Genomic DNA, 17,995 nt, shown 5'->3' with positions numbered 1-17,995 from the left:
TTAAACATTACTTAACAGTCTGTAATCACTCAGCAACATTACAAATGCAACTGTTCTTGTAAATCAACATTAGCAATAAAAAATTCTCTAACCTTATCACGACCTAAACCAAGTTTCTGCTCACCATAATTATATCAAGAACCATTTTTTTGCAAAATATTAGCCTTTAAACCTAATGAAATCAATTCTTCTAACTTACATATTCCCCGATCAAAGTAAATATCTAAAACTGTCATTTGAAAAGGAGCAGCAACTTTATTTTTAACAATTTTAACTTTAGTTTTATAACCAACCAATTGACTATTAAGCAGAATTTGTTCACTTCTTCTTAATTCAACTCGTAATGATGAATAAAATCTTAGTGCTCTCCCTCCTGGGGTTATTTCTGGATTACCAAAAATAATTCCTACTTTTTCTCTAATTTGATTAATAAAAAAAACCAAACAATTAGTTTTAGCAATATATGAATTTAACTTGCGTAATGCCTTTGACATTAATCGCGCTTGCGCACCAATTGTTTGATCAGACATTTCACCATCTAATTCAACTTGGGGAGTTAATGCTGCCACAGAATCAATTACAATCAAATCAATAGCATTTGATTTAACAAAAACTTCTAATATCCCTAACGCTTGCTCACCTGAATCTGGTTGAACAATTATTAATTGTTCTAAAATAACACCAATTTTTTGAGCATAATTTGGGTCTAACGCATGTTCTACATCAATAAAAGCCGCTTTACCATTACTCTTTTGAACTTCACTAATGGCATGATGTAATGCCAAAGTGGTTTTTCCTGAAGATTCAGCACCATAAACTTCAATAACTCGGCCCCGAGGATACCCACCAATCCCAATTGCCATATCCAATAATAAACTTCCCGAACTAATAACATTATCTTTGGATGGCAGTTTTTTATTCATATCTACAACCGCATCCCGACCATATTCTTTAATAATTGTTTGTAATGCTTGTTGTAAAAGTTCTTCGCGATTAATAATTTCGGTAGTATTTGTTTTATTTTTTGACATTTTCTTACCTCCACTAAATAAATTAACAAAAAAAAATAAACTTTTCCTAGTTTATTTTAAATTTTCTTTAATTAATTCTTTAGTTAATTTAACACATTTATTAATAATTTGTTTGCGATTTCCCGATAATTGATATTCATAAACTAAACATTTGTTATTATAAGCCAATGCAATATATACTAAACCTAATGGCTTATTTTCATGATTTTCAGGACCAGCATTACCAGTAAAACTAATTGCCATATCACTATCAAATAAATTTTTTGCGTTTTGTGCCATTTCAATAGCTGTTTCAACACTAACAGCACCAAATGATTGTAAAGTTGTTAACTGAACTCTTGCTAAATGAACTTTAGAATGAGCACTATAAGCTATTAACCCACCACGAAATACTTTGCTAGCTCCTTCCGTCTTAACTAATGCTTCACTAAAAGCTCCTCCTGTAATACTTTCACAACTACTAATGGTTAAATTTTTCTTTTCTAATAATTTAACTAAATCGTGCAACTTTTTTTCCTCCTAATTAATATTTATTTTTGCTTGCTTTGTTTAATTCCAAGAATATAAGTAATTGCACTCCAAATTGAAAGCAATAATGATAAATACATTGGTATTAAAATAATATGATACTTTCATGAACCTCAACCACTATCTCATCCAAATCAAATATGATTAATAAAAAATAATAATGTTAACCCCACCATTTGCATTAGCGTTTTTAATTTACCATAATAATTAGCAGCAATAACAACTTTCTTAGTTGCTAAAAACATTCTTATCCCATCAAGCAAAATATCGCGAGAAATCAAAATTAATGTTACTCAAACCGGAATAATTTGCGGAATTGTCATAATAATTAAAACACCACTAGTCAACATCTTATCAGCAATCGGATCAGCAATCTTACCAAAGTTTGTTACTTGATTATTTTTTCTAGCAAGATAACCATCTAATCAATCACTAAAACAAGCAATAATAAAAAGGAACCCTGCAATAATTCAAAGAATATTAATTTTAACATTACTATCAATACTAATACTACCACTAACAAAATTATAGTTATCAAATGGTCCGCCTAACAACATTAAAATTAAAATTATTGGTACTAAAATAATTCGTACTAATGTTATTTTATTTGGTAAATTCATTAGCAACCCTCCTATATAAATAATTATAACCTAAAAATAAAAAACGAGATTAAAAATCTCATAAGCCACATTCTGTTCTTAAAGACATCAATGCTTTAAGTGCTAATCATTTATCTATATTAATTAACCTTTAAAGTTAACAAATATCCATTAATTACTTATCATTCGTAATTAATAGTTCCCCTACCATAATTTGGGTTTCTCACTTATGGGGTTTACCGCGTTCCACTCTAATAATTTCTCATTAGCATCGTCACTATGGCACTTTTATAAACTACTAAACCATATTAAATAATTAACTTAGGTTATTAATTAGCCATCTAAGAAACAGCAGATGCTATTTCTTATCCTTGGATTATTTTTTCTCCAAGCATAAACATTACTAGCATCACAGCTAGTGTGAGTGTGGACTTTCCTCTATTAAAAATAAATTTCTAACAGCGATTAGCACGGATTTTTAATCTCATATCCATTTTACTATTTATTAACTTTACTTTCAAGTTTACTTAACCGATTTATGATATCAACATTTCGTAAACCTTTTTCTTCTAACTTATCTCGTTGTTGCATAACAATTTCATAATTACTTTTTAACTTTTCATGTTCTTCAATTATTTCTTTAAGTTTTTCTTTTAAACGCGAAATTTCATCAATATGAGTTTCCATAATTTTATTAAAAGCATCATAATCTTTTTGAACAATATCTAAAAACCGATCAACTTCTTGGGCATCATAACCTTTAAAATTAATTTGAAATTCTTTTTCTAAAATATCCTCTTTTGCCAATTTAAAACTATTATCATTTTTCATAAAATTATTCCTCCTTTTTTATGGCCTCAATCATATCAGTAATTAATCAATTAAATTGTGATAAACCTTTTTTATTACTAGAATTTAAAATCAATTGTTGTAATTTAATAAAATTAGTTTTTTTATTATTACTTTTTAACGATTGTACCTTATTAATTAAATTTTCATCATTCAAATGTTGCTCAATAAATAATTTTTGTTCAAAAGATAACGGTGTTACTAAAACACTATTAATATCAACAAACTTATCTTCAATAATTACATTATCATCTTGCAACATCTGAAAAATCCTATTAAATAATGGCGTTAATGACATTGTTAACTTATCATTAAAATTACTAATTTGTAAATAATCTTTTTCTAATAATTGAACTAATAATTTATCAATTTTGTTAACATCAAAATTAGAAAAATTTTCTAATTCCCGCGGAGTTATAAATTGATATTCTTCCGATAATAAATGCATTAGTAATAATAAAATAATTAATTCATCTTCAGTAATTAAAAGAAGCTTATAAAACTGTAATAAAAGTCTTCACTTATGAAAAATATTTAACGAATTTATGTTCATTATTTTTATTCAATTGGAAAATGTTTTAAAAAGTTGTTAATTACAATTTGCGGATTTTCATATAAATAAAGAATTTTATATAATAATGCAAATAAAGGGAGGTTTAACTTTAATTTTGGCATTTGCTCATTAACCAACCGACAAGTACCAAAACCTTCAACAGTTTTTTGCAATTGCTTATTAATAACAGTTTCTGGATCATTAGTTTTTCCAATTTCATAACCAAATTGATAATTACGAGATTTCGGTGACATTGCTGTTAAAATTAAATCACCAATTCCGGCTGGCGTTAAAAATGTTTCTGACTTTCCCCCCATTTTATTACTAAATTTAATTGCTTCATTTAAACCAATAGTAATAAAAGATGCGACAGTATTATCACTAGCATTTTGCCCTTTTAACATTCCCGAAATAATCGCAACAACATTTTTTAATGCACTAGCACATTCAACACCAATAAAATCATTAGTAATCATCACCGAAAAATTTTCACTATTAAAATATTGTTGAACTTTTTTTGCATATAATAAATTCTCACTAACCGCTGTTACTTGTGTGGGAAATCTTTGAACAATTTCAATCGCAATACTAGGACCATATAGTCCTGACAAATCTTCAATAATATCAGGATTTAAATTTTTGCGAATTGTTAATGATAACCTTTCACCACTATTAGGGTCAAAACCTTTAGCAATATTAATAAAATGCACTTGATAAGTTACTAACTCATTAATTTGCTGACAAACACTAGGTAAAACCAGCGAAGGAACCGCAAAAACAATAACTTTAGCATCACATAAAGCTTGTTTTAAATCATTAGTCGCCACAATATTTTCATTTAAACGAATTTCTTGAAAATATTTACTATTTTGATGATTATTATTAATATCATCAACTTCACTTTTTTCAATGCCATACATTAATACTTCATTTTTATTATCTGCTAAAACTTGTGCCAAAGCACTAGCAAATGCACCAGTTCCTAAAATAATAATTTTTTGCATTCTTTTACCTTCCTTAAATATTTATTTTCTTTGACGAAAAATCAATGGTAAAGGAATTCCTTGAAAGTCAAAATATTCTCGTAACTGATTTTCCAAAAATCTTGCATATGAAAAATGTAAATGCTTCGGGTTATTAACAAATAAAACAAAAGTAATCGGTTGCTTACTTACTTGCGTAGCATAATATATCTTTAATCGTTCACCTTGAAAAATAGGGGGTTGATGTAATAATTGAGCCTTACTAAGAATTTCATTAACAACACTAGTTTGAATTCGTAAATTTTGTTTTTCTTGAATCTTATTAATATTTTGAAAAATCTTTCCGAGATGGACATTTTTTAATGCCGAAACAAAAATTACAAAAGCATAATGAAGATATTTAAAATGAACTTGAATTTCTTTACGAAAATCATCTAAGGTTTTTTTTGTTTTTTCCATTTCATCATATTTGTTAACAACAATAATTACCGGTTTATAACCCTCTTTCGCAATGGCACCAATTTTAGCATCTTGTTCTCTAATACCTTCTTTACCATCTAATACTAATAAAACAATATCACTTCGTTCCACAGCTTTTAAAGCCCGCAAAACACTATACTTTTCTAAATTTGTTTGAACTTTTCCTCGTTTTCTAATTCCCGCCGTATCAATAACAACAAATTTTTGCCCATTTCTAACAAATGAACTATCAACCGCATCGGTTGTCGTGCCCGGAAGATTAGAAACCACAACCCGCGATTCATTTAATAATGCGTTTGTTAAACTAGACTTACCAACATTTGGTCGGCCAATAATAGCCATTTTAGTTTCATTTTCAAGATCTGGTTTTATTTCTAAATTTAATTGATTTAAACTAAAAATAATTTTATCTAACAAATCACCAATCCCAATCCCATGCGTTGATGAAACAGCAATTGGTTCACCAAATCCTAATTGAATAAACTCATATAGTTCATTATTAACTTGTTGATTATCATATTTATTAACAACCAAAATAACCGGTTTATTAATTCCATAAAGCATTTTAGCAATTTGTTTTTCTTCATCTTGCAAGCGTTCTTGATAGTTAGTAGTAAAAATAATAACATCCGCTTGTTCAATCGCAATTTGTGCTTGTAACAAAATTTGTTCTTGTAATTCATCATTACCAAAACCAAGACCACCTGTATCTACTAATCAAAATTCACGATTAAGTCATTGTGCCTTTTGATAAATCCGATCTCGCGTAACTCCTGCTGTATCATCAACAATTGATAAACGATTTTTAATCAAGCGATTAAATAATGTTGACTTACCAACATTAGGTCGCCCAATAATAGCGACAATTGCAGAATTTTTCATTTTATTTTTTCCTAACTATGCATTTGCAAAAGGCATTGATTTTTTTTAATTTCATAAGCCATTGTTGCAATTAAATCAACAATTTGATCTAAAGATAAATTACTATTATCAATTTCAATCGCATCATTTGCTTTCTTTAAGGGACCAACTTTACGATCGGAATCTTGACGATCACGATCTTGTAAATTATTTTGAACACTAGACAATTCTAAAACTATTCCTTGTTGTCGTGCTTGTTCCACTCTTCTTTGTGCTCGTTTACTAACTGTTGCTGTTAAAAATACTTTTAACTGCGCATTAGGTAAAACAACTGTCCCAATATCTCTGCCAGCAAGAATATAACCAAAACCTTGAACAATTGCTCTTTGACTTTTAACCATAAATGTTCTTACTGCTTTGATAGCACTAATAGGACTAACATACTCAACAACCTTTTTACTACTTAAATCATAAGAATTTTGTTTTACCCCATTCACATAAATATTGCCATTAGCATCATAACTAAATCTAATATTAGTCAACACCTTAATAACTGCTCGATTATCATCAATATCAATTTTATTTACTAAACAATAAAGTGTTAAAGCCCGATACATTAAGCCAGTGTCAATAAAAATATAATGTAACCGTTTAGCGACTAATTTAGCAGTTGTTGACTTACCACTTCCAGCTGGTCCATCAATAGCAATATTTATCTGTTTCATTTTTATTCCACCTCTAATAAATTATACATCTAATATAATGATATTATTGAATTAATAAAAGTAAAAGAACAATTAATAATGCGATAATCAAGATAATACTACCAATTATTAACAATATCAATCATTTAAAACTAATTTTTTGTTTTTTAAACCTTGTTACTAACTGATTAAATTGCTCATCAGTAATTACTGCTGAATTGGATAATAATTCTACTAACGGTTTTTTACTAGGCATTAACGCCTCGGGATGCTTTTTTAAATCTTCTTGATAGATTTTAATTACTTGCTGGGCCAATTCCGTTTCTGAAGAAATTTTAGTTTGTAAATTTTTAACAGAATTTTCTAATGCTAAAATTATTTCTTGATATTTACTTTCACTAGTACCATTTAGATGCTGTCCAAACTTATGATGATAATTATGGTCTTGTAAAATTTGCTGTAAATTAACATTATCATTTAAATCACAATCATACTTACTACGAATATCGGTTAAATATTGATTAATTTCATATCTAACTTCAAAATTAATAAAATCTTTTGAATGGTCTTGATGTAGTTGTGGACTTAATAGTTCTCATTCTTGATTAATATTATCAAGAAATTCTTGAAAATATTCTTTATCAATATGACTAAAACGCGTAATATAATCTTGCAATAACTCTTCTTCTTGCAATAATGCTTGATCTAACTCAATCTCACGATTAATTTGCTCTCGTAAGAGCGAAAATCGTTCCATCCTTGTTTGTTCAATTTTCACTACTACCGCCTCATTTCTCTAATATAATTATAATAATAAAATATAATAACTTGCGTTAGCATTTTTTTCAATTAATGGTCAAGTTGCTGTTACGATTAAACTATAAACTAAAGCTTCCAAACAAAATTTTATTAAATTAAATGGTAAAAAAACTACAAATAATTGATTTCGTAAAGATGCCATCCCATATAATTCCAAAATAAAAGCTCAATTTAAAAAAGTCATTCAAAATGAATTAATGATGGCTGCTAAAAAAATACTAATAATTCAAACAATAATTGTTAAAAATTTACCAGAACTATTTTTTGTTCATCCACAAAATTGAATAATAAAAAATAATGGTATTTGGACAATTAAAAATATTGAATAAAATCCTCCTGTTGCTAACATTAACGCTAAATAAGCAATTGGACCACTAACACTAGTAATTAGCATTAACATTCAAGGAATTAAAAATACTAAAAAATAAGTATAAATAATTCCTAAAAACGGAAAAGCAATAATAATAAAAACATCAATAAACTCTAATTTTAAGTAAGGCAAAAATAAAGGCGGAATAAATTTACTAATATAACCGACTAATAAACAAATAGCTAAAAAATTAGCAATTAAAACTAGCTTTTTAATTGTTAATTGACTATCATTTTTAAATGTTACTCATAACAATCTTGTTGTCTTTCTCATTAATTTATTACTCCTTAATTAATTACCGTTATTTCAACATATTTATTGTATAATATTTTTACAAATAAAGAAAAGGAGAAAATTTATTAATGGAAAATAATATCGTTCCTGTAATTATTGAAATTACTACTGGTAGTAGTAACAAATATGAATATAATTTTGAAACTAAAAGAATTATTTTAGATCGTGTTTTATATGGTGCTAATGTTTATCCTGCCGAATATGGTTGTATTGAAAATACTTTAGACTGAGATGGTGATCCGCTTGATGTTATTGCTTTAGCAACATATCCAACAATTGCTGGATGTCAAGCCAATGTTAGAATTCTTGGAGCCTTAGAAATGATTGATGGTGGTGAAATTGATACTAAGCTATTTGGTGTTTTAGCCGATGATCCGCATTTTAATCATCTTAAATCTTTAAAAGATGTTCCTGAACATACTTTAGCAAAAATTAAAAATTTCTTTATCCAATATAAACAGTTACAAAAAAAAGCAGTTATTGTTAAAGAATGAAAAGATGAACAATGAGCTTTAAAAGAGTTAGCTCATTGTCGTGAACTATATACTAAATATAACGAACTTCTAATTAATGAAGGAAAAGAAAAATTACTAGAAAAATTTAAAGAAATACAAAAATAATCCTTACGGATTATTTTTTTTCGCCATTATTTCTAATTGCTTAACTTCATCATTTGTTAATAACCGATAATGACCTTCACTAATACCACTAAGGGTTAATATTCCCACAGCAACCCGTTTTAATGCTAAAACTTTACCATTTATTGCTTTAATCATTTTCCGAATTTGTTGATTGTGACCATCTTGAATTGTTATTGCTAACATATAAGTTTGTTGCTTACTATTTACTCTTAATAATTTAACTTGTACTGCTTTAGCTAAAAAATCATCATCAATTAAAACACCATTTAATAAATTATTAATCATTGTGGAAGTAATTTTACCTTTAACCGCTACTTCATAAACTTTATTAATGCCGTGGGTTGGATGCATAATTAAATTAGCAAAATTACCATCATTAGTTAATAATAACAACCCACTAGTATAATAATCTAATCTGCCAATCGGATAAATCCGCACAGTAATATCTTGTAAATAATCAAAGACGGTTTTTCTTCCGAGGGGGTCATCCAAAGAAGTAATACAGCCAATTGGTTTATTAAAAGCTAAATAAATATTTTCTTGTTCTGCTGGCAATAATTGACCATTAACAGTAATTTTAGCATTTACTTCAACTTTAAATCCTAATTCCGTAATAATTTGTTCATTAACTGCAACTTTGCCTGCTAAAATTAATTGTTCTGCTTTTCGCCGCGAACAATAACCACGCATAGCGATTATTTTTTGTAATCGTTCTTTTTTCATTATCATTATCCTTAATTAATAAACAAATTAGTGTCTTCATCTTTATCAAAAAAAGATTCTGGTAATGGTGGTAATTTATCTAACGAAGATAAATTAAAATAATCTAAAAAATATTGACTCACACCATATAATATTGGTCGCCCCGGAGCATCACTTCTTCCCAATTCAACAATTAATTCTCGGGCTTTTAATTTAGCAACCATAAAATCACTGCTAACACCACGAATACTTTCAATTTCACTTTTTACTATTGGACCTTTATAAGCAATAATTGCTAGCGTTTCTAATGCAGCCGTTGATAATTTACTAGTTTGCTCAATAACTAATGATTCATAAATATTAAAATGTTCTTGTTTTGTCATAAACTTAAAAACATTATTATTATTCATTAATGCTATGCCTCGCGATTCATCCGCTTCTAACTGCTGTTGGATAGTTATTAACATTTCATTAACAAGATTAAGACTAAGATTTAACTTTTTAGCAATTTTTTGATTACTAATGCCTTCTTCACCAGCAATAAAAATTAATCCTTCCATTAAAGCATAATTATTCACTTTCTTCATTAAATTCACCTCGATATTTTAATGTAATGGGAGCAAACATATCTGCTTGTTCAATGTATATTTGCTGACTACGAACTAAATCCAAAATGGCACTAAAACTAACAACAAGCAAATTATTTGTAATATTATCATTTTCAACAAAAATATCATAAAGATTATAACTTTTTTGGGGATTTTGTTTTAAAAAATTAAAAATTTCTAATGCCCGCTTTTGTGGTGATATTTGTTGTTTAGCCACGCGTGTTGTTATTGGCATATTTAATTGATACCTTTTATACACTTCTTGTAATTGAAAACTTAACTGCTCTAAGTTAAAATCTCAATTAGTTTCCTTCGCTAACGATGCATATTGTTGAGAATTAGAAACAATTGCTGGTCTCGTAAAAACTTGCTGACGAACAATTTCTTGTTCTTTAAAAAAACCAGTTGTTTCTTTAATAGTTTGATATTCTAATAATTTTTGAATTAATTCTTGACGATTATCGGCTTCATAATCACTATTATCTTCTTCTAAATTAGTCTGTTGTAATAATCGCCGTGATTTTAATTCCAAAAGATATGCTGCCATTGTTAAATATTCACTAGCAATATCTAAATTTAATGTTTCCATTTTATTTAAATAATCTAAATATTGCGTTGTAATCATACTAACATCAACAGTAAAGATATCAAGATTTTTTTCTTTAATTAAATGTAAAAGTAAATCTAATGGTCCTTGAAAATTATCAATGTTAATCAGATATTTACTCATATTTAGTTATCCACCTTATCTTAATTATCTTATTGCATTATTTCATAAATAATATTATTAATTAGCGGTAAAGATTGTTCAATTGTAAATAATTCTTTTGCCATTGCTGTAAACTCACTGACATTATTAATATTAGTATATAAAGTTAATACCGTTTCATTAGCATTAACCTTTTCTTGGGTTTTTTTATTAATAAAAATTCCAGCCATATAATCAATTGATGAAGAATTTGTTTCTCTTCCTGCTCCTAAATGCATTGCTAAATTACCTAAACCATAACAGTTATGAAAATTAACAAATCCTGAAACTGATGCCTTAATTTCAATAACAAATTTAACAGCATCTTTTCAAACAAAATTAGTAACAAAATCAATATCACCAGATTGCTGTTTAATAAATTGTTTAAAAATATTCAATGGCGCTAATGATTTTAGTTGCTCAATACATTTTTGTTTTGCTTCATCAAAATTACTACAAATTTCTGCTTGTAATAAACTAATTGCACTTAGAGAGGTTACAAGTTCTAACAATGCTGAATCTTGATTTTTACCTTGTAAAAATTCATACGCTTCATAAACTTCACAAATGTTACCAATCATTCTTCCTAATGGTTGATTCATATCACTAATAATAATAGCAGTTTTAACCTTTAATTCTTGAGCAATTTGTAACATTAGTCTTGCTAATTTTTTAGCATCATTTAAATTACTCATAAAAGCACCATTACCACACTTAACATCTAAAACAAGACCATCACTACCCATAGCAATTTTCTTAGCCATAATACTGGCTGCTATTAAAGGAATGGAATCAACAGTTCCCGTAGTATCTCTTAAAGCATAAACTTTCTTATCAGCCGGAGTAAAATCTTGTGTTTGACTAATAATACTCATTCCGCATTCATTAATTACTTTTAAAAAATCATTTCATTGCAAATTAACATTAAAATTAGGAATCGCTTCTAACTTATCAATCGTTCCACCAGTTTGTTCTAATCCTCTTCCAGAAATCTTTGCTACCTTAATGCCAAAACTTGCTAACAAAGGAGCATAAAGTAAACTTATTTTATCACCAACACCACCTGTAGAATGTTTATCAGCTTTAAAACCACTAATTGATGATAAATCTAATGAATCACCAGAATTAATTAATGATTTTGTTAAATCAAATGTTTCTTGATTATTTAAACCATTAAATCAAACAGTCATTAAAAAAGCACTCATTTGATAATCAGGAATATCACCCTTAGTAAAACCACTAATAATAAAATCAATTTCTTTTGTTGTTAATTGTTGATTTTGTTTTTTCTTATTAATTAAATCTAACATTCACATTATTTTTTTTCATCCTTATTTTTTAAATTAAAATTATTAATAACTTTTTGAATATTACTTTGCATATTTCTTGCTAAATTATCAGTAGTAATATTAATAAAATTAGCAGGGTCTAATGGTTTTTGAATCACAAGATAAATTTTTTTCTTTCCTTGAGATTTTTTATTAAAAACTTCATACGAATTAATAATAGCAACTGGAATAATTGGAACATATGCTTGATATGCGATTCTAAGTGCTGCTGGTTTAAATTCTTGTACTGTTGAACTATTACTTCTCGTTCCTTCTGGAAAAATAACCATTGTTCGTGGGACACGAATTAACATTTTCGCATCACTAAAAACTTCTAATGCTTGCCTTGGATTATTACGATCTAAAAATAACACATCAATTAATTGTACAAAGCGTTTAAATATTTTATGTTCTTGTAATTCTTGCTTAGCAATGAATGCTAAGGGAGCAAATTTACTAAAATCATTAATTAAAAGTAATAATAAAGCATCAAAATTTGATTGATGATTGCCAATCATCACACACCCCTTATTATTAACTCAATTTTCTAATCCTTGGGGATAAACTTTAACATTATATAACCATGCAAAATATCGCGCTCGCTTTTGCAATCATTTATAACGATATTCTTCTGATACTGAATTAGGATCACGAAGCACTTTCTTTGTCATTTTTTTTGCTTTTCTTAAAGTTTGTAGCAAATATGGCAATGTAATTATTACTCTTCATTTATTCATTAGTAACTTTCCTTTCATAAATTAATCCAACAAATTTATCATATTGTTTCTTACTAATTTCTTTAAATTGATGGAAATCAATTTCTGGAAAATAAGTATCGCCTCCATATGAATCATTAATAAGTGAAACAAATAATTTGCTGGCATAGGGGATTGCGATTTGATAAATCAAAGCCCCCCCACAAACATATAAGTCATCACCACTATGCTCATATTGTTTTAAAATCCCTTCTAAATCATTACTCACAATTACATCAGGATGATTAAATTCATAATTAGGATTTCAACTAACAACAATAGTTTTTCTTTGTGATAAAGGTTTAACTTTTAAACTAGCAAAAGTTTTTCTTCCCATTAAAATTGTTTTTCCGATAGTAATTTCTTTAAAATATTGTAATTCTTGATTTAAACACCACGGCAATTTATTATCTTTACCAATAACACCATTCTTATCCATTGCTCATACCAAAATTACCATAATTAAACTGCCACTTGTCCTTTTATCGCCGGATGCGATTCATAATCTAATAATGAAAAATCTTCATATTTAAAATCAAAAATTGAAGTTACTGAACGATTAATTATTAATTTGCCTAATTTTTTTGGAGGTCTTGTTAATTGTTCATTTATTTGTTCTAAATGATTAGTATAAATATGCGCATCACCAATTGTATGCACAAAATCACCAACTTCATACCCACAAACAGATGCTAGCATATAAGTTAATAAAGCATAACTAGCAATATTAAAAGGAACACCTAAAAATACATCAGCACTTCTTTGATATAACTGACAAGATAATTTATTGTCAGCACTAACATAAAATTGAAATAATGTATGACAAGGCGGTAATGCCATTTCTTCAATTTCCTCAGGATTTCAACTAGATAAAATATGTCTTCGTGAATGGGGATTATCTTTTAATTGCTTTTCTAAATTTTTTAATTGATCCATACCATTAAAATTTCGCCATTGTTTACCATAAACTGGACCTAAATCACCATATTTTTTAGCAAATTGCTCATCATTTTTAATTTTAGAAATAAAATCTTGTAATTGCTCACCTTTAAAATCAGGTGAATTTTGATATTTTTTATATGGTCACTCATTTCAAATATTAACATTATTTTGAACTAGTGTTCTAATATTAGTATCACCTTTAATAAATCATAATAATTCATAAATAACAGCTTTTAAATATACTTTTTTTGTTGTTAATAGTGGAAACCCTTTTTGTAAATCAAACCGCATTTGATAACCAAAAAAACTAATTGTATCAATAAGGGTACGATTAGGTTTATTTTGACCTTTTTCTAATATCTGACGACATAAACTTAAATACTGCTCCATTGTTTCACCTCACGATAATTTCTATTCTGTTTTTAATTTTAACATAAAATCTAATAACAAACTATTACGCTTAATAAAAAGTAAAAAGCTAAGGTAATTTAAAATTACCTTAGCTACTATGATTTCTTAGTTATAAAATTTTATTTTTAACAATTACAGGGCAGTAAATTCATCGTCTGGCTTTTCATCTAAAGTTTTACAATTCCCAATGTTATATTTTTGTTTAAATTCTTCAACCACACGATTTAATATACTTGCTAATTGCGAATTACCATATTCTTTATTTCCATTGTCTAATGTTCTAAAATTCCCATTACTATCAAACTGATCTTGATAAAGATTGCACTCATTTCTTTTTGCGACCACTTGTTCTATTTCCCGATTAAGAGTCATTTTCAAATCGTCCATTTCTAAATTAGACTTTGCTCCTTGTTCATTTTTTGCTTGTCAATTTACTGGTTTCATTGCTGGCTTTACAGACACAGGTGGCGCCTGACGCTTAGTAGCAATTCCTTCTTTATTCTTGGTCAATACTGTAGCAACTTTATCATAAGGATTTCAATTATTTCGTTGCGCATTTGGTTGTTTAGAATCATTAACAATCGCATTACGAAGTTCATCACTATCTAACATATTTAATGGTTTCATTGCTGGTTTTGGGGGCACAGGTGGCGCTTGGCGTTTAACTATCGTACATTGTTCGTTTTTGCCCATACCTTTATCTAATTCATCGGGCACAGCTCTTTGTTCTACCTTTGGTTCTGAAAATAAACGATGATTATTTTCTCTTATTTGCATAAAGTCAATAAAACTATTAAAATTATAATTTTTAAATTGAAAATATATTCCATATTCATTATCAAACATAAAATGCATATAGTGCTCTTTAAGACTTTTAATAGCAACGGCTTCAAAATTATAATTTGTTAATTTTTGATACGCTACTTTAAACCCAACAACATCATTAAGTTTAGTTAACCGAATTAAGTTTTCAATTGATTGATTGGTAGCAGAATCATTTTTAAACCGTTTATTAATTTGAGCACACAAAAGATTAATATAAGCATATTGTTTTACTTCTTGACAAGCATTGGTAACTTTTCATAATTGAAAATCTTTCATTTTTAATAAAACATCAAATTTAATATATTCATTGATGCGTTTTGTTATTTCCGCACTAATTTTTTCATTCATAAATATTCTCTCCCTTTATTTTTTAATAAATTACTATTTATTTACTATTTAGATAATTAAAATTTCTTAATTTTTAGATATTTAAATTTGTCCCGTTTGCTAATAAAAGATTAATTATATCTAAATTTTTTCTTATTCTAGGAAAATAAAGTGCCGACCTACCAGCATTATCTTTGATATTAACATCAGCACCCTTTTTTAAGATTAATTCAACCATTTCAATATTATTTTCAAGCACCGCTAGCATTAAAGGTGTGTCATTATTAACAGTTTTATTTTCAATATTAGCGCCACTTGCCAATAATAATTTTGCATCCCTGACAACAATTAAACATTATTGGAATATGAAGCAGGGTATTACCATTATCATTTTTAATATCCGCCCCTAAATCTAATAAAGTTGTTAGACAAGTAAATGCTTCTTCATTATTTTTATTAACATCATAATTTAAAAATATCCTATCAATTATTCTAATATCTACTTTTTCTGACAGGTTAACAAAAATATCATTAAGTTTTAATGAGCAAAATAGTTCGGTATCACTTTACATATAGTTGATGGCATTCTTATTAAATTATTATTTTTACGCATTATAAATATTTTTTCAAGTTCCATTAAATCGTTTCCATTCATTAATTATTATTGTTCTTTAACTATTGTCTTCTCTTTGGAGAAATTGATCAAAACTCTCACCTTGTAAATAGATTTTTTTTATAAAATTTAACATTTTCCTTGTTTTACTCATTAAAAAATCAACATTAAATTTTTTTCTTGAAAAAATTTGATGATAATTTCCGACATAATATTCAATAGCATTATTAACAAAATTATAATTTGTTATTGCTTCATACTTTTCTTTAAATCCTAAAATATTATTAGTTTTAACTAATTTAGAAAGACCTCTTATTCGCTTATAGATCTGAAAGTCAAGTAATTTCTCACCAGAAATTCAACAATAAATATCTTCCACTATATTTATTTCATTTCCGCTTTCATTTAATAATATTCAAACTTTAAAAATCTTCATTTTTGATAAAATATCAAATTTAATATATTCATTAATACACTTTACTTTTTTTTCTTGTTGAATTCTCGCTAACAAATATTCTCATTCCTTTTATTTAATTTTAAGATGTTATTTTAGAAACATATCAATATTTTATTCTTGTAAAACATTAGCTTCCCCTTCTAAATTAAGAAAGGCTTCAAAACTCTCACCTTGTAAATACAATTTTTTTATTAAACATATCATTTTACTCGTTGGAAAAACAATATTTTAATTTCCGGTTCCAAAAATATTACAATAATTTTTGATATCATATTTGATGGCAACATTTTCAAAATTATAATTTGTTAATTTTTGATATTTTTTTTTAAATCCTAAAATATCATTAGTTTTAACTAAGTTAACAAGTTTATTTACAATATGTACTATAGCACAGACATATGTTAGTTTCAAGAGGTTTTTAAAAGTTTGTTTAGAAAATTGAATGGGATGTCTTTTATTGTTCAATGATTCCTTTGAAAGTTATAAAAGTAATAATATTCATTTAAATATCTTTGTAATTCATTAGTATTAAATCTTTTGATATCATCTAACAATAATAAATTATTATAATTCTTATGAAATCTTTCTATCTTACCATTACTTTGGGGTGACCTTATTGGAGTAGTTTCGTGTATTATTTTATTATCTTTTAAATATTTACTAAAGGGTCTTTCTTTTATCTTATATTCATTTTTATTACTTCAATTAGTAGTGGTAAATTCTGGAGCATTATCAGTTCTAATTCTATTAACTTCTATTCCAAACTTCTTAAAATCATATATTGCTCTTTGCACAGCATTAATGGCGTTGTTAGTTCCTAAACTATCATAAACATAACCAAATACCATTCTTGTCTTTTCATCAATAAAGTCATAGACATACATATTTTTTTCTACCGGATATTTTGACTTGGGAAAGTGTTTAGCATCCATTTGTATTAATCCGATTTCTTTTACTTCATAACGGTTATAATAGCGTTTGTTTTCCTTAATTTTTTGTCTAATTTTATCATAGCGAGGGTCAGATTTAATTCAGCGATAAAATGTTCTAATATTTCTTGGTAAATCATATTTATGGGCGTCATGTTCGCCTCTAAGGAGATTATTATATAATGACCAAACACCACCAGCTTTAATGTTTTTGTATTTGTAAAATAAATCACATATTTTTTTACGACTTTCAATGTTAAATTGATAATGTGGGTTCAACGGTTTTGTTGATTTAATTATTAAATTACTAAAATTATTTTCATAGTAACCAGTAATAATTTTTTTAGCTCAACGATAAAAAGTTATGTCAATATTGTGAAAGTGTTTTTTAATTAATGATTTTAAAGTATTTTTTTCGGTATAAAATTGTTTGCATAGGTTTAAATAATTATTAATTCGTTTTTTAGTTTTATGATAGTTTTTATCTCGGTAAAAACCCTTTAATCAGCATTGTAAGCGTGCTTCTAAATCTGATAATTGATTTTCGGCGATAATATATTTCATTGTTTACAAACCTGCTTTCTATTTAATTATTTTTGTTGATTTAATCTCATTATAAATTAGTTGTTACTTGATTA

The 17,995-nt window shown here is 27.1% G+C and carries 22 protein-coding genes and 1 other RNA gene; 1 reads left to right on the top strand and 22 read right to left on the bottom strand.

The window, feature by feature from the left end:
- Nucleotides 1–38: 38 nt before the first annotated feature.
- The 11 genes from recA to AAHM88_RS03015 all read right to left on the bottom strand — a co-directional run bounded on the left by recA (nucleotide 39) and on the right by AAHM88_RS03015 (nucleotide 8,050).
- Nucleotides 39–1,031 (bottom strand): recombinase RecA, encoded by a 993-nt coding sequence (gene recA / locus AAHM88_RS03065; RefSeq protein WP_342263223.1) that lies wholly within the window; start codon nucleotides 1,029–1,031, stop codon nucleotides 39–41.
- A 51-nt stretch (nucleotides 1,032–1,082) separates the two neighbouring features.
- Nucleotides 1,083–1,538: a CinA family protein gene (locus AAHM88_RS03060; protein ID WP_342189417.1), complete on the bottom strand. Its 456-nt coding sequence runs from the start codon at nucleotides 1,536–1,538 to the stop codon at nucleotides 1,083–1,085.
- A gap of 23 nt (nucleotides 1,539–1,561) precedes the next feature.
- Nucleotides 1,562–2,179: a CDP-diacylglycerol--glycerol-3-phosphate 3-phosphatidyltransferase gene (pgsA, locus tag AAHM88_RS03055; protein ID WP_342263222.1), complete on the bottom strand. Its 618-nt coding sequence runs from the start codon at nucleotides 2,177–2,179 to the stop codon at nucleotides 1,562–1,564.
- A gap of 56 nt (nucleotides 2,180–2,235) precedes the next feature.
- An RNA gene (gene rnpB / locus AAHM88_RS03050) (RNase P RNA component class B) lies at nucleotides 2,236–2,635 on the bottom strand.
- A gap of 21 nt (nucleotides 2,636–2,656) precedes the next feature.
- The gene (locus AAHM88_RS03045) at nucleotides 2,657–2,989 is read right to left on the bottom strand and encodes a DivIVA domain-containing protein (RefSeq protein WP_338968539.1); all 333 of its coding nucleotides are present in this window, start codon (nucleotides 2,987–2,989) and stop codon (nucleotides 2,657–2,659) included.
- 4 nt (nucleotides 2,990–2,993) lie between these two features.
- Nucleotides 2,994–3,560: a hypothetical protein gene (locus AAHM88_RS03040; RefSeq protein WP_342263221.1), complete on the bottom strand. Its 567-nt coding sequence runs from the start codon at nucleotides 3,558–3,560 to the stop codon at nucleotides 2,994–2,996.
- 5 nt (nucleotides 3,561–3,565) lie between these two features.
- Nucleotides 3,566–4,564 (bottom strand): NAD(P)H-dependent glycerol-3-phosphate dehydrogenase, encoded by a 999-nt coding sequence (locus AAHM88_RS03035; protein ID WP_342263220.1) that lies wholly within the window; start codon nucleotides 4,562–4,564, stop codon nucleotides 3,566–3,568.
- Nucleotides 4,565–4,585: 21 nt separating this feature from the next.
- Nucleotides 4,586–5,905, bottom strand: coding sequence for a ribosome biogenesis GTPase Der (der, locus tag AAHM88_RS03030; protein ID WP_342263219.1), 1,320 nt, complete (start codon nucleotides 5,903–5,905; stop codon nucleotides 4,586–4,588).
- Nucleotides 5,906–5,916: 11 nt separating this feature from the next.
- On the bottom strand, nucleotides 5,917–6,609 hold the full coding sequence (gene cmk, locus AAHM88_RS03025; protein ID WP_342263218.1) for a (d)CMP kinase: 693 nt from the start codon (nucleotides 6,607–6,609) through the stop codon (nucleotides 5,917–5,919).
- Between the two features lie 43 nt (nucleotides 6,610–6,652).
- Nucleotides 6,653–7,366: a hypothetical protein gene (locus tag AAHM88_RS03020; RefSeq protein ID WP_342263217.1), complete on the bottom strand. Its 714-nt coding sequence runs from the start codon at nucleotides 7,364–7,366 to the stop codon at nucleotides 6,653–6,655.
- A 27-nt stretch (nucleotides 7,367–7,393) separates the two neighbouring features.
- Nucleotides 7,394–8,050: a hypothetical protein gene (locus tag AAHM88_RS03015; RefSeq protein ID WP_342263216.1), complete on the bottom strand. Its 657-nt coding sequence runs from the start codon at nucleotides 8,048–8,050 to the stop codon at nucleotides 7,394–7,396.
- Nucleotides 8,051–8,139: 89 nt separating this feature from the next.
- On the opposite strand from AAHM88_RS03015, the gene AAHM88_RS03010 reads away from it, so the two are divergent.
- Nucleotides 8,140–8,691 carry an inorganic diphosphatase gene (locus AAHM88_RS03010; RefSeq protein ID WP_338968526.1) on the top strand — a complete coding sequence of 184 codons (552 nt, stop codon included), beginning with the start codon at nucleotides 8,140–8,142 and terminating at the stop codon, nucleotides 8,689–8,691.
- A 3-nt stretch (nucleotides 8,692–8,694) separates the two neighbouring features.
- Here AAHM88_RS03010 and AAHM88_RS03005 read toward each other — a convergent pair whose 3' ends face one another.
- The 11 genes from AAHM88_RS03005 to AAHM88_RS02955 all read right to left on the bottom strand — a co-directional run bounded on the left by AAHM88_RS03005 (nucleotide 8,695) and on the right by AAHM88_RS02955 (nucleotide 17,921).
- Nucleotides 8,695–9,435: a pseudouridine synthase gene (locus AAHM88_RS03005; RefSeq protein ID WP_342263215.1), complete on the bottom strand. Its 741-nt coding sequence runs from the start codon at nucleotides 9,433–9,435 to the stop codon at nucleotides 8,695–8,697.
- A gap of 11 nt (nucleotides 9,436–9,446) precedes the next feature.
- Nucleotides 9,447–10,001, bottom strand: coding sequence for an SMC-Scp complex subunit ScpB (gene scpB, locus AAHM88_RS03000; RefSeq protein ID WP_342263214.1), 555 nt, complete (start codon nucleotides 9,999–10,001; stop codon nucleotides 9,447–9,449).
- Nucleotides 9,985–10,752, bottom strand: coding sequence for a segregation and condensation protein A (locus AAHM88_RS02995; protein WP_342263213.1), 768 nt, complete (start codon nucleotides 10,750–10,752; stop codon nucleotides 9,985–9,987). The genes scpB and AAHM88_RS02995 overlap by 17 nt, the downstream gene beginning before the upstream one ends.
- 29 nt (nucleotides 10,753–10,781) lie before the next feature.
- On the bottom strand, nucleotides 10,782–12,086 hold the full coding sequence (locus tag AAHM88_RS02990) for a thymidine phosphorylase (protein WP_342263212.1): 1,305 nt from the start codon (nucleotides 12,084–12,086) through the stop codon (nucleotides 10,782–10,784).
- Nucleotides 12,086–12,835, bottom strand: coding sequence for a lysophospholipid acyltransferase family protein (locus AAHM88_RS02985; RefSeq protein ID WP_342263211.1), 750 nt, complete (start codon nucleotides 12,833–12,835; stop codon nucleotides 12,086–12,088). The genes AAHM88_RS02990 and AAHM88_RS02985 overlap by 1 nt, the downstream gene beginning before the upstream one ends.
- Nucleotides 12,828–13,313 carry a dihydrofolate reductase gene (locus tag AAHM88_RS02980; RefSeq protein ID WP_342189426.1) on the bottom strand — a complete coding sequence of 162 codons (486 nt, stop codon included), beginning with the start codon at nucleotides 13,311–13,313 and terminating at the stop codon, nucleotides 12,828–12,830. Before AAHM88_RS02980 ends, AAHM88_RS02985 begins: the two co-directional genes overlap by 8 nt.
- 2 nt (nucleotides 13,314–13,315) lie before the next feature.
- Complete coding sequence (gene thyA, locus AAHM88_RS02975) at nucleotides 13,316–14,185, bottom strand: thymidylate synthase (protein WP_338968514.1); 870 nt, start codon at nucleotides 14,183–14,185, stop codon at nucleotides 13,316–13,318.
- A gap of 153 nt (nucleotides 14,186–14,338) precedes the next feature.
- The gene (locus tag AAHM88_RS02970) at nucleotides 14,339–15,379 is read right to left on the bottom strand and encodes a hypothetical protein (protein WP_342263210.1); all 1,041 of its coding nucleotides are present in this window, start codon (nucleotides 15,377–15,379) and stop codon (nucleotides 14,339–14,341) included.
- A 73-nt stretch (nucleotides 15,380–15,452) separates the two neighbouring features.
- Complete coding sequence (locus tag AAHM88_RS02965) at nucleotides 15,453–15,680, bottom strand: ankyrin repeat domain-containing protein (RefSeq protein WP_342263209.1); 228 nt, start codon at nucleotides 15,678–15,680, stop codon at nucleotides 15,453–15,455.
- A 349-nt stretch (nucleotides 15,681–16,029) separates the two neighbouring features.
- Complete coding sequence (locus AAHM88_RS02960; protein ID WP_342263208.1) at nucleotides 16,030–16,482, bottom strand: hypothetical protein; 453 nt, start codon at nucleotides 16,480–16,482, stop codon at nucleotides 16,030–16,032.
- Nucleotides 16,483–16,829: 347 nt separating this feature from the next.
- Complete coding sequence (locus AAHM88_RS02955; RefSeq protein WP_342262409.1) at nucleotides 16,830–17,921, bottom strand: DDE-type integrase/transposase/recombinase; 1,092 nt, start codon at nucleotides 17,919–17,921, stop codon at nucleotides 16,830–16,832.
- Between the last annotated feature and the right edge of the window lie 74 nt (nucleotides 17,922–17,995).

Origin of the sequence: Spiroplasma endosymbiont of Dromius quadrimaculatus, assembly GCF_964031155.1 — a bacterium.
Lineage (GTDB): Bacteria > Bacillota_I > Bacilli_A > Mycoplasmatales > Nriv7 > Nriv7.
The sequence above is the reverse complement of the archived record's forward strand: the minus strand, read 5'-3'. Positions and strand labels throughout refer to the sequence as shown.